We start from the raw sequence: 12,976 nt of genomic DNA on the forward strand, positions 1-12,976 counted from the left end.
GAAAAGATGAGTATATTAACAGTAGAAAATGTAAGTCATTCATATGGTGAGAAAACCATTTTATATAATACGTGCTTTCGATTATTAAAGGGTGAACATGTTGGGCTAGTAGGGAAAAATGGAGTTGGAAAATCAACATTGTTAAGGATTTTAACAGGAGAACTTATACATGATGACGGGAAGATTGAATGGTTTCCACATATGAAGGTAGGCTTTTTACAGCAGCATATGGATTTGCAAGAGGGGATAACAATTGAAGGATACTTACAAAGTGCATTTTCTAATTTGTATGCGATTGAATGTGAAATGTTAAAAATTGCTGAAGAAATGAATGGAGCAGGAGAGGTAGAAAAACTGTTAGTAAAGTATGGAGAATTACAAACTATATTGGAAAGCTCTAATTTCTATCAAATTCATACAGAAATTGAAGAAGTAGCAAGCGGTTTAGGTTTATTTAAAATAGGGTTGAAAAAGGATGTTTCAAATTTAAGTGGAGGACAGCGAACAAAGTTATTACTTGGGAAGCTCCTTTTAGAAAAAGCTGACGTTTTATTGCTAGATGAGCCAACTAACTATTTAGATACAGCACATATAGAATGGTTGCAATCATATTTACAAATGTATGAAAAAGCTTATATTATCATTTCGCATGATGAAATATTTTTGAACAATATTACGAATGTTATTTATCATCTAGAAGAACGAAAGGTTAAGCGCTATGTAGGAGATTATGAAACCTTTTTGCAAAGTTATCAATTACAAAGGAAACAATTACAAGCGGCGTATGCGAAACAACAAAAAGAAATTGTACATTTAGAGGGTTTTATTCAAAAAAATAAAATTCGTAAAGCGAAACAGGCAAAAAGTCGAGAAAAAGTATTAGAGAAAATGCAAAGGGTTGAAAAGGTTAATCATGTAACTCGATCCCGTTTTGATTTCAATGTTTATGAGGAGCCAGTGAGTCGTATATTGCAAGCTGAGAAACTAAGGATAGGTTATAGTGATCCGTTATGTCCAGAGTTGAATTTACAGGTGAAAAAAGGAGAAAAAATAGCGATTGTTGGTCATAATGGAATTGGAAAAACGACAATGTTAAAAACGTTATTAGGACAAATAAAGCCGATAAGTGGTTCAATTTCTGTTGGTGAGCGAGTAAATCCTGCCTATTTTGCACAGGAAGAGTTTGCTTCAGAAACAACACCATTAGAGAAAGTTTGGGCAGAACGACCAGATATGACAAGGAAAGAAGTACGCCAAGCATTAGCAAAGTGTGGCTTGAAAGAAGAGCACGTATTAAAACCTATTCGTTTATTAAGCGGCGGAGAACAAACGAAAGTGCGTTTATGTGAACTTATCGTAACGAAAAGCAATGTTTTAATTTTAGATGAACCGACTAATCATTTGGATATAGAAACAAAGAAGTCTTTGCAGGAAGCGTTACAACAATATACAGGAACAGTTTTACTTGTCTCACATGAGCCTTCTTTCTATGAAGCGTGGATAACAAAAGTATGGAATATTGAAGAATGGAACGTTTAAAAATAATCACAAAGAAAAGGCATTAGCTTGTATGAGCTAATGCCTTTTCTTTGTGATTAACATGATTTTCGAGAACTCTCAAATGAGAATTGTATGAAAAAGAACTCTTATGGTGCGCTTATAAGCGCACCATAAGAGTTCTTTTTCTTTGGTTATATTTATAATAATACTAGATGCCTTTCCCTAATAGGCGACTATCTTTCTTTATATATATAGATAGTTAGAAATGGAATGAAAATAATTCCTATATGTAAAGGATAATGTGATTAGTATAGGAAGACAATAGAACTTAAAGGAAATTCATGTAAAATTCAGATGAACTTCACATGAACTTCATATTAGAAACTAAATATAATTATAATAGGTTATTATAATATAAATTTGTGATTTTTCATAAAATTAAAAGTTTGAATTTAGGATAGAGCACTAAAACCTAAATTCAAACTTTAGTGAAATAATTAATGGAGGTTACGTTTAGTTTTCGCTAATGGATGCATTTACAAGTTCGGCGGGATTGCCTGTTCCTGCCCCTCCGATTGTAACTGATCCACCAGGAGGAATTTCACCATTCCATCCTGCATTCGTAATTACGTAATGATTATTTATTTTACTACTAATTTTAGAATCCCAAACTTGTGTTAAATTGCCGTTATAATCAAATTCTAATTTCCAGTTTTTAATAGGGGTCGTTCCGCTATTTTTAATTACAATCGAGAAGTTGTAACCACTTCCCCAATTTGAAGTGACTGAAAAGGTAGCATTGCCATTTCCACCAGGAGGTGTTGTGTTAGCATCATCTGTTTTTATAAGAATAGAAGTAGGTTGTGATTTGTTACCAGCAGCATCTTTTGCTAATACTGAAAATGTGTATTCTGTATTAGGTTTCAAGTTTTTAATTGTAATGCTATTTGTTGTTGTACTCCATTTCTCTTCTCCGGCAGTAATTTCATATTCCGTAACTCCTACGTTATCAGTAGATGCAGTCCAGTTTAATTGAACTGAGTTTGAATTTTTATTTGTAACAGAAATATTTTTTACGTTTGTTGGTGATTCAGTATCTTTTTGAGTAATAGGTCCACCAAGTAATTCTTTTACTAACGTATCAAGTAATTTTGGTCCACTACAACTATATTTTGGACTTGTACGGCAATCCCCGCTTAGTTCCCAAAACATTGCGCCACTTAAACCTTTTGTCTTTATATAGTCTGTTTTATATTTCATAGATTCGTTGTCATCATAGCTAATAAACGTGCCTGTAGTCGCATTATATAAATAAGGTACTTTCGCTACATCGTTCCATCCGCGAACAAAACCATTTTTATTCACATAATTAGCTGCTAAATCACCATAATCGTACACACCTGTGTCACCGGTAGAATAATCATCCCAAGTACCTTTAGAAGCGAGCTTTCCGTCACTACCTGGTTTACAAGGTTGGTATTGCCCATTATTTTCTTTTCCGCAACTTTTCCATCCACGTCCGTAAAAAGGTACACCTAATACGAGTTTATCCGCTGGAACCCCTTCATTTGTATAAATGTCTATCGCACCATCTACGTAAAATTTCGTATCCGCTGCGGGGTCATTTGGATCTTTGTATAGTGCAGCATTATGGTTAGAAGTAGCTTCCCATCCACCGTGGAAATCGTATGTCATAATATTAATCCAATCCAGTATTTGAGAAATCTTCTTTAGCTCTGTATGATCCGCATAACGTTGGCTTGCACCTGACGCGATTGTTAGTAAATATTGTTTACCATCTTCTGCACCAGCTTTCGTTAATGCATTTCGAACATCTTGAAGGAGAAGGGTGAAGTTTTGTTTATCTTCAGGACGATAACTACCACCAGGAATCGTTTCAACACCCGGGTATTCCCAGTCTAAATCAACGCCGTCAAATCCATATTCGCGAAGAAAAGCTACTGTAGATTCAGCGAATACTTTTCTTGTTTTTTCATCAGCGGCCATATCAGAAAAGCGGTTAGACCAAGTCCAGCCACCAACTGAAATAATTGTTTTTAAGTGAGGATACTTAGCTTTTAATCGTTTCAGTTCTCCGAAATTTCCACAGCGGGCATATTTATCACAATCTTCCCAAGTTGTACCTGATCCCGGATAAGATTTTGTGACATCAGCCCATGGTTCACCGAGTACGAGAGTGCCATTAGGGACCTCTTTATTTTGCAGTGGTACACCAGATTCTTTACAGTTCCACGTTTGTTTATTTGGATTATCGGGGTGAGTAGAAGGGTTTCCATGTTTTCCATTCCAGCAAATATCAGCGAAAGCATAGTTTAAATGAGTTAGCTTTGATGCATCAATGTCTGCAACTTGATAATTACGTCCGTAAACGCCCCATGAAGGAAAATACCCAACAATTTTTTGACCTTGCTTTGGTGAATCTGCTAATGCGAAATTTGGAGTAATAAAGTTTGTGAGAAAAAGAGGTAAGAAAAGTAGTAGGGATAGTAATAGCAGCGTGAATTTTTTTGATTTCATAGTCATTTCTCCTTTCAAAATAAAAGATATATTTAAAGGCATGCGCCAATAAACCAAAGTGAATCTAGACGTATGAAAAGTCTCGATAAAAATGATCAGACATCACGAAGTCTATACAAGGGAGCTGGGGGTGATTAAATCGTAGCAAATGCAAGATTTGGTGTAAACGCTTTATTTGATTCGCAAAGATTTTCTCAATATTAAATGGCTCTAATACAGACTACACATGAAAATAAAATATTGATTAGGGAGGAAAAGGCTCCTTGTAATTAAATTTGAGAAAAAATTGTATAAAGTCAATTTGTAATAGCGTAGCAAGATGAGAAAATATCATGTAAAATAATAGTAAAAATATGTAAAGGAGCGAATGGTGTGGATGTCTTTTTGAACATTGCTGAAGAAAAAATTCGACAAGCAATACGGAATGGTGATCTCGATCATATTCCGGGGAAAGGAAAACCACTACAATTAGAAGACCTTTCAATGGTACCTCCAGAACTTAGAATGAGTTATAAAATCTTGAAAAATGCAGGTATGATTCCACCAGAAATGGAACTACAAAAAGATATATTAAAAATAGAAGACTTAATTGCGTGCTGTTATGATGAAGTAGAGAGAAAAGAATTACAAGAAGAGTTAACAGCAAAAACGCTGCGTTTTCAGCAGGTAATGGAAAAGAGAAAGATTAAAGATAGTTCAGTTTTTCGTATGTATCAGGGTAAAGTATTTCGTAAATTACGCTAAGAGGGATAAGATGAATACATTTGAAACGATAGAAGAATTAGCGACATATATTGAAGGACAACAATTAGTACTGCTGTTTATTAAAACGGAAAATTGTGGTGTTTGTGATGTTATGTTAAGAAAAGTAAATTGCGTATTAGAGAATTATGATTACGTAGAGAAAGTAGAAATATTACTACAAAACATGCAAGAGATTGCGGGGCGATATGCAGTATTTACAGGGCCAACAGTTTTATTATTTTATAATGGAAAAGAGATCCTTCGTGAATCGCGCTTCATTTCACTTGAAAATTTAGAGAGAACCATTCAATTATTCGAAGATTAAGGGAGGCTTTTATATGGAATTTATTATTGTCATACTATTATTCGTTGTAGTTGGAACGATCGTAACAGCAGTTCGATCAAACAAAAAGAAGGTAAATTTTACAAAACAAAATAACATTCATAATTCATCCAACAGCTCATCACCATTATTTTTCTTTGCTGGATCGGATAATGATAGCTCGCACGATGGAGGTTCACATGATTGCGGAGGTTCTTTTGGTGGAGATAGTGGAGGTAGCTGCGGTGGTGGAGGCGGCGGTGATTGATGAGAATACGCCTTATAGGGGGCGTATTTCTTTTTAAACAAACGTTTGATTAGTTGGCTTACATATGCATAAAAACAGTTAAACAAACGTTTGATTAAATATTTTTAACATGCTAGGGGAAATGAAAAGGGAACCGTATTTCTTACTAAATTAGGATTTAAATTTGGAATAATACATATGATTCGAATGTGGTTTGAAAGTACGTTTTCTTAAATAAGGAGTATAGCCTCTTGCGATAGAGGTTTTTTATTTGTTATTATTAGACTGAATGGTCGGTTTAAAGAGGTGTGAATATGAGAAGAAGCGCAGAAGAGATAAAGAAAGAAATTGCCTATAAAGCAGAAAGTCTGTTTTCACAGAAGGGCTATGCAGCTACATCTATGGAAGAGATTTGTGAAATTACAGAGAGAAGTAAAGGAAGCATTTATTATCACTTTAAAAGTAAAGAAGAATTATTTTTATTTGTAGTGAAACAGCATACGTATGATTGGCTTGAAAAATGGAATGAAAAAGAGAAGTTGTATAGTACTAGTACTGAAAAACTATATGGTCTCGCGGAATATTATGTAGAGGACATACAGCAACCCATTTCAAATGCAATAGAGGAATTCTCTATGAGCCAAGTTGTAAGTAAAGAAATTCTGGATGAACTGTTAGCTTTAACTAGAGAATCATATGTTATGGTTGAGAAATTAATTGAAGCAGGTATACAGTCTGGAGAGTTTCAAGAAGATGATACGCGTGATCTTATGTATATTGTGAATGGATTATTATCGGGGCTTGGAGTACTTTACTACGAGTTAGATTATAAAGAGCTGAAACGTATTTATAAAAAGGCAATAGATGTATTGTTAAAAGGAATGGCAGCTGAATAATAGGTCAGTTGCTTTTCTTACAAAATAAATTAGACCGAACGGTCGGTTTATGAAAGGGGAATGAAAATGAACGCTTTATTTAAAAACCGAGCATTTATGCTCGTTATGGCATCTGATATTTTACAACAATTTGCAATTTGGATCAGAAATATGGCTCTTTTGTATTTCATAATGGAGCGAACGAATAATGATCCAGTTTCAGTTTCTTTGTTATCGGTTATGGAATATGCACCTATTTTTATTTTCTCGTTTATCGGTGGGGCGCTAGCTGATCGCTGGAATCCGAAAAGAACGATGGTTGCTGGAGATGTATTAAGTGTACTGTCTATTGTAGGAATTGTCTTGTTGTTAAAGCTGGATTATTGGCAGGCTATATTTTTTGCAACACTCATTTCCGCGATTGTAGGTCAGTTTTCTCAGCCATCATCTTCGCGTATATTTAAACGCTATGTAAAAGAAGAACAGGTAGCAAATGCGATTGCATTTAATCAAACATTACAGTCGCTATTTATGATTTTTGGACCAGTGGTAGGATCGCTTGTGTACACACAACTTGGTTTATTTACGTCACTATATAGCTTAATTATTTTATTTTTGTTATCTGCTATCGCTCTTTCATTTTTACCAAAATGGGTGGAACAAGAGCAAGTGGCGAGAGGTTCATTAAAAAATGATATAAAAGAAGGTTGGAAATACGTTCTTCATACGAAAAATTTACGTATGATTACGATCACTTTCACCATTATGGGCTTAGCTGTTGGACTAACGAATCCATTAGAAGTGTTTCTTGTAATAGAACGGCTTGGAATGGAAAAAGAAGCCGTTCAATATTTAGCCGCAGCTGATGGAATCGGTATGTTAATTGGTGGTATTGTTGCTGCAGTTTTTGCTTCAAAAGTGAATCCGAAAAAGATGTTTGTATTCGGTATGAGCATATTAGCGATATCATTTTTAGTAGAAGGGTTATCTACATCATTTTGGATTACTAGTTTCATGAGATTTGGAACAGGTATTTGTTTAGCTTGTGTTAATATCGTTGTCGGTACGCTTATGATTCAACTTGTACCAGAAAATATGATTGGCAGAGTAAATGGAACGATTTTACCACTGTTCATGGGGGCAATGTTAATTGGAACTTCACTAGCTGGAGGATTGAAGGAGATGACCTCACTAGTTACTGTATTTTGTATAGCAATGGCACTTATTTTATTTGCGATAGGTCCGGTTTTACGTATGCAAATAAAGAAAGAAGATATTGTGAATCGAGAGGAAATGACGAATTGATTAGTTTCGAAATAGCTATTGTAAGGGAGCAGAATTGCTCCCTTTTCTTGTGGCAATCTTTTGACAATGACATGCCCCAACTATATACTGATGATGTAAAAACGATTTTACAGGTTAGGAGAAACGGTGTGAAAAATCAAATCTATGAATTGCGCACTGCAAATAATATTTCACAAGGTGCATTAGCGGATAAGTGTAACGTATCAAGACAGACGATAAATGCAATTGAGAATAATAAATATGATCCAAGCTTAGCACTAGCATTCCGGTTAGCAGAAGTATTAGGAACAACTGTCGATAAACTATTTTTGTACAAGCTTTAGAGTTTTTAATTGTGGGGCGTTATCGTTAACAATATAAGAAAAAGATCCCCTTCTTGTGTGAAGGGGATCTTTTTCTTATATTGTTTTAGTTTTCGGATTAGGTGGTGTAACGGACGTATCATTTTCGGGTACTCTAGTTAATAAGAATCCACCGATAATAAATAAGACAATAATACTAAGGACACCAGCGTTTGTTTTTCCTGTTAATTGTGTTGTGACACCAACTAATACCGGACCCATAATTGCCGCGAATTTACCAAAGATATTATAAAATCCGAAGAATTCATTTGCAGATTCTTTCGGTACTAGTTTTGCGAAATAAGAACGGCTAAGTGCTTGAATACCGCCCTGAGAAGTAGCAACTAACATTGCTAAAATCCAGAAATCAAACGTCGTTTTTAAGAAATAAGCATATGTGCAAATAATGATATAAATGATAATGCCGACATATAGCATTTTTTTACCGGTAAATGTTTCCGATAGTTTTCCATATAATAAAGCAAATGGGCAAGCGACAATTTGTGTTACAAATAAGATGATTAATAGATTGGTTGCACTAATACCGAGATCTGTTCCGTAAGCAGTAGACATAGTGATAATTGTATCTACCCCATCAATGTAGAAAAAGTAAGCTATTAGGAACATAAATACAGTTTTATATTCTTTAATATTTTTAAACGTATTAGCAAGGCGCTTGAAGCTCATTGCAATTGGTCTTGGATGACGTTCAATATAGTGTGTTTGCTCTACATTTTTTAGCATTGGTATCGTAAATAGTCCCCACCAAAGAGCTGTTATTGCAAAGGAAATTTGACTAGCAATTCCGACTGATAAGGGGATAGTTCCTTTTTGAGCAAGAATAATAAGAGCAATACAACCGATAAAAGGAATTGTGCTCCCAATGTAACCTAATGCAAAACCTCGCGTAGAAATTCGGTCCATTCTATCTCCAGAGGTAACATCTACTAGAAATGCATCATAAAAAATATTTGCTCCAGCAAAGCCAACTAATGCGAGCATATAGCATCCTAGTAATAAGTACCACTGAGATGTTGGAACAATTGCTAGCATACTTGTAAATACGATACCGAGTCCAAAGAAGAATGTGAAAAATCGTTTTTTAAATCCCTTATAATCAGCAACTGTGCCGAGAATAGGAGCGAGTATAGAAATTAAAAGTGTAGCGAACGAGTTTGCATATCCCCAATAGGCTGTTGAAGTTGCGCCAGATAGTCCAGCTTCTTTTGCAGCTGCTTTAAAGTAAATTGGAAATAATGCAGTTGTAATGACGAGCGAATATACCGAGTTCGCCCAATCGTACAATATCCAGCTTTTTTCTTGTCTGGACATTTTTTTCATATAATGTTCCCCCTTAAATTTGTTCTACTAACAGTGTACAAAAATAAAAATTATAAAAAGAGAAACAGTGATGATTTTTACATAACTTTTACATATATACACAGTTCTTTACAATTGAAGTAAATCCTCTACAATTGCGCCGTCTGTTTCACCTAAGTGCAAACCGAGTAACCTAGCGATAGTCGGACCTTCATCAATCAGTCTCATATACGGAATTGTAACGCCGCTTTGAATGCCTTTCCCAGTAGCCATAAAAATTGTTTCATAGTTAGGTTTTGTTGGGGAATATCCATGTGTTCCAAATGTATATTTCTTACTAGAATTAACATCTTCTTTATTAATTTCTTTTATGAAATCACCTGTATAATTTTCAATGAAGTAATAACCTTCCATGGCCTCTAGCATAAATAAGCAATTACCATCAGCGCCACGTTCTTTTGCATCTTCATCGTGCAGAATAAATTCGATTCCATTTTGTTTATCCTGAAGAAGCTCTTCAAGAAGAAGTTGAATCTCTTTAATCGTTTCAGTATCATTTTTATCCTTTACATGTACGTAGGCAGATCCATCACAGCTTTGGCAATAAGCTTTCCAATCGTGTATTTTTCCACGTTTATTTACGGATATAAGCCCTTTTTGACAGAATAGGACATTTAATTGGATTGCTTTGTTTTCACTTAAAGCGCTATGGTCACCAAGTGCAATAATTGTACTTTCTTCGTATATACCGCTTTCTTTTAATGCATGAATAATTTTTCCGAGGCGTTCGTCGTGTCTGTGGATTGCAGCTACTGTTTCCTCGGACTCGAAGCCATGGTAATGTCTTTGGGTATCTAAATCAGTAAAATGTACAAACATAACATTAGGCTTTTTCGTCTGAATTGTATGTACGGCAGAAGCAAGGACGAAATTATCAAGCTCAGGCTGTGACAATCCATTTCGTATATGGCCGAAACGACGATTTAAATCTAATTGATATAGCGGGCTACCGCTAAATAATGAAACTAAAATTTGATTTTGCCACGGTCTATTTGGAAAAATTTCTGGTAAATTGTAATCGATATTTGCTCTTCCAGTAACAGGCCATAGAAGGGCTGCTGTCGTTAAATTTGCTTTGCGTGCTTCATCATATAAAGTTGTCCCGTTAATGGACTTTCGGTACCAATGCCAATCTGGTGACTCACGTCCTGGTTGAAGTAATGTATTGCTGACAACGCCATGCTTATTAGGATAATTACCGGTTACGATTGTTGAGTGGCTTGGATATGTTACAGAAGGATAAATTGGCTCCACTTTTTTCGCAATCGCGCCCCTTTTTATTAAAGTTTGGAAATTAGGTAGTTTTTGTAATATAGGAAAATCTAAAGCTGATAAGCAGTCGAAAGATAAAATAATGACGCGATTTGTTAATGCTTTATCCATAAAGTTTCCCTCCTGATTATATAAAACCTATTCTTATATATTACTATTAATACCTGGTAATAAAAATATATTTTCGAATAAAATTTTGTTATTTATTTTCAGAAAAATTAAACATATAATAAGTATAAGGGAATGAATGGAAGGAGGGAATACTATGGATTGGCTAGATGGATTTGGTATCTTTTACATCATTGGTGGAGTCACCGTTCTCCTTGTATTTTTTATGTCATATTTACTAAAGAAACGTTTTCCAGACAAACAGTTTGATATTATATTTGCACTTAGTTTAGTACTTCTTTGTTTAGCTTTCTTTCCTGTAACAATGATCGCTATTGGTGGTTGGGAAGGAATGGGATACGGATTTATTTGTTTCTTCGTTTTAATTGGTACACTAATTGGTATGGTTGCTCATCAACTTGTAAAAATAGTTCGGAAAAGTTACGTATAAAACAGTGATAATTGAAAATAATGTATAAAAATAAGAAAATTGGCTCTTGTTTTGAAATGAAATTTATATTATGATATTCAACAAATTTATTTTGTTATAACGATGAAAAAGGAATAGTACATGTCTTACCTTTTTGCAGAGAGAGAATCCTTTTGGCTGGAAGATTCTTAAAGAGGCGATATGGAACCTACCTTTGAGTTCTGCATATGCAGCGGGAAATTCCCGTTATCAAAAAGAGAGCATACTCAATTTTTTTGTGTATGAATCAGGGTGGTAACGCCGAAAAAGCTCGGTCCCTATTTGGGGACACGGGCTTTTTCTATTTTCTAAAGGAGGAAGAATAACTATGGTAAAAGAACAAGTACAAGCCATTACGAAGATGGAAGAAGACTTTGCTCAGTGGTATACCGATATTGTAAAAAAAGCGGAGCTTGTTGATTATTCAAGTGTGAAAGGTTGTATGATTCTACGTCCATACGGTTATGCATTATGGGAAAATATGCAGAAAGTAATGGATGAAAAATTAAAAGAATCTGGTCATGAAAATGTGTATATGCCAATGTTTATTCCAGAGAGTTTATTACAAAAAGAGAAAGATCATGTTGAAGGATTTGCTCCTGAAGTAGCATGGGTTACTCATGGCGGGGATGAGAAATTGGCGGAAAGACTTTGTATACGCCCTACATCTGAAACTCTATTCTGTGAGCATTTTTCAAAAATTGTTCAATCATATAATGATTTACCAAAGTTATATAACCAGTGGTGTTCAGTAGTTCGTTGGGAGAAGACGACGAGACCATTCCTTCGTACAACTGAATTTTTATGGCAAGAAGGTCATACGATTCATGAAACGGCAGAAGAATCTCAAATTGAAACATTAAATATTTTAAATCTATATGCTGCTTTTTGTGAAGAGTATTTAGCGATTCCGGTTATTAAAGGGCAAAAAACAGAAAAAGAAAAGTTTGCAGGAGCGAAGGCAACTTATACGATTGAAAGTCTAATGCATGATGGAAAAGCACTTCAAACAGGAACATCTCATAACTTTGGAACGAATTTCTCTGAAGCATTTGATATTAAGTTTTTAGACCGTAATGGTAAATGGAAATACGTACATCAAACATCTTGGGGTGTATCAACAAGAATGATAGGTGGACTTATTATGGTTCATAGCGATAATAACGGACTTGTAATGCCACCAAAAGTTGCACCATTACAAGTTGTTATCGTACCTATTGCTCAGCATAAAGAAGGAGTTTTAGAAAAAGCAACAGAGTTACAAGGGCGTATTCAAAAGGTTGCGAGAGTAAAAATAGATGCTAGTAATAAAACACCTGGCTGGAAATTTAATGAGTATGAAATGAAGGGTGTTCCAATTAGATTAGAAGTTGGTCCAAAGGATATTGAAAAGAATCAAGTTGTACTTGTAAGGCGAGATACGAAAGAAAAAGAGTTTATAGCAATGGATCAATTAGAAGAGCGCATCCTATCATTACTTGAGGAGATTCATCATTCTTTATTTAGTAAAGCAAAAGTATTTAGAGATGAGAGTACTTATAGTGTGACGAATTTCGGAGAGATGAAAAAAATAGCTGATGAAAAACAAGGGTTTATTAAGGGAATGTGGTGCGGCGAATTAGCTTGTGAAGAGAAACTAAAAGAAGAAGTTGGAGTATCTTCACGCTGTATGCCTTTTGAGCAAGAGCATTTAGCTGACGAATGTATTTGCTGTGGTAAAGAAGCTAAGCAAATGGTGTATTGGGGAAAAGCGTATTAATGCTTTTTTGATAGATGATGAAAAGGACTTTGAGCTGCATAATAAAATGCAATCCAAAGTCCTTTTTAGTTTTACAATTTGTTTCATGTATTTTTTAGATGGAAGGATGTTGTTTT

General features: G+C 34.8%; 12 protein-coding genes, 1 pseudogene and 1 other annotated feature. Of the genes and pseudogenes, 10 read left to right on the forward strand and 3 right to left on the reverse strand.

The window, feature by feature from the left end:
• Positions 1-6 precede the first annotated feature (6 nt).
• Positions 7-1,539: an ABC-F family ATP-binding cassette domain-containing protein gene (locus JFT89_RS19645; RefSeq protein ID WP_201040475.1), complete on the forward strand. Its 1,533-nt coding sequence runs from the start codon at positions 7-9 to the stop codon at positions 1,537-1,539.
• Between the two features lie 474 nt (positions 1,540-2,013).
• On the opposite strand, the gene JFT89_RS19650 is transcribed toward JFT89_RS19645, so the two are convergent.
• Positions 2,014-4,038 (reverse strand): glycosyl hydrolase family 18 protein, encoded by a 2,025-nt coding sequence (locus JFT89_RS19650; RefSeq protein WP_201040476.1) that lies wholly within the window; start codon positions 4,036-4,038, stop codon positions 2,014-2,016.
• A gap of 372 nt (positions 4,039-4,410) precedes the next feature.
• Between JFT89_RS19650 and JFT89_RS19655 the strand changes: the two genes are divergently transcribed.
• From JFT89_RS19655 to JFT89_RS19685, 7 genes and pseudogenes are all read left to right on the forward strand, one after another.
• Positions 4,411-4,782, forward strand: coding sequence for a DnaJ family domain-containing protein (locus JFT89_RS19655; RefSeq protein ID WP_078185161.1), 372 nt, complete (start codon positions 4,411-4,413; stop codon positions 4,780-4,782).
• Between the two features lie 10 nt (positions 4,783-4,792).
• On the forward strand, positions 4,793-5,107 hold the full coding sequence (locus JFT89_RS19660; protein ID WP_201040477.1) for a thioredoxin family protein: 315 nt from the start codon (positions 4,793-4,795) through the stop codon (positions 5,105-5,107).
• A 13-nt stretch (positions 5,108-5,120) separates the two neighbouring features.
• Positions 5,121-5,372 carry a hypothetical protein gene (locus tag JFT89_RS19665; protein WP_002063640.1) on the forward strand — a complete coding sequence of 84 codons (252 nt, stop codon included), beginning with the start codon at positions 5,121-5,123 and terminating at the stop codon, positions 5,370-5,372.
• 129 nt (positions 5,373-5,501) lie between these two features.
• Positions 5,502-5,585 (forward strand): annotated as a pseudogene (locus tag JFT89_RS19670) (histidine kinase); the annotation flags it as partial.
• Between the two features lie 80 nt (positions 5,586-5,665).
• Positions 5,666-6,247: a TetR/AcrR family transcriptional regulator gene (locus tag JFT89_RS19675; RefSeq protein ID WP_002124986.1), complete on the forward strand. Its 582-nt coding sequence runs from the start codon at positions 5,666-5,668 to the stop codon at positions 6,245-6,247.
• A gap of 66 nt (positions 6,248-6,313) precedes the next feature.
• A complete protein-coding gene (locus tag JFT89_RS19680; RefSeq protein ID WP_002139492.1) occupies positions 6,314-7,531 on the forward strand; it encodes an MFS transporter in 1,218 nt (405 codons plus the stop codon).
• Between the two features lie 71 nt (positions 7,532-7,602).
• Positions 7,603-7,854, forward strand: a complete 252-nt coding sequence (locus JFT89_RS19685; RefSeq protein WP_003187029.1) for a helix-turn-helix transcriptional regulator — start codon at positions 7,603-7,605, stop codon at positions 7,852-7,854.
• Between the two features lie 75 nt (positions 7,855-7,929).
• On the opposite strand, the gene JFT89_RS19690 is transcribed toward JFT89_RS19685, so the two are convergent.
• Both JFT89_RS19690 and JFT89_RS19695 read right to left on the reverse strand, forming a co-directional pair.
• Complete coding sequence (locus tag JFT89_RS19690; RefSeq protein ID WP_002010215.1) at positions 7,930-9,213, reverse strand: MFS transporter; 1,284 nt, start codon at positions 9,211-9,213, stop codon at positions 7,930-7,932.
• A gap of 108 nt (positions 9,214-9,321) precedes the next feature.
• Complete coding sequence (locus tag JFT89_RS19695) at positions 9,322-10,635, reverse strand: alkaline phosphatase family protein (protein WP_201040478.1); 1,314 nt, start codon at positions 10,633-10,635, stop codon at positions 9,322-9,324.
• Positions 10,636-10,789: 154 nt separating this feature from the next.
• On the opposite strand from JFT89_RS19695, the gene JFT89_RS19700 reads away from it, so the two are divergent.
• Together JFT89_RS19700 and proS are read left to right on the forward strand one after the other, a co-directional pair.
• Entirely contained in the window at positions 10,790-11,083 is a 294-nt protein-coding gene (locus JFT89_RS19700; protein ID WP_002124993.1) for a YesK-like family protein, read from the forward strand.
• A gap of 93 nt (positions 11,084-11,176) precedes the next feature.
• Positions 11,177-11,384: a binding site (T-box leader), on the forward strand.
• A 45-nt stretch (positions 11,385-11,429) separates the two neighbouring features.
• Positions 11,430-12,860 carry a proline--tRNA ligase gene (gene proS / locus JFT89_RS19705; protein ID WP_201040479.1) on the forward strand — a complete coding sequence of 477 codons (1,431 nt, stop codon included), beginning with the start codon at positions 11,430-11,432 and terminating at the stop codon, positions 12,858-12,860.
• Positions 12,861-12,976: the final 116 nt, after the last annotated feature.

It is taken from the genome of Bacillus sp. TH25 (assembly GCF_016650935.1).
Lineage (GTDB): Bacteria > Bacillota > Bacilli > Bacillales > Bacillaceae_G > Bacillus_A > Bacillus_A mycoides.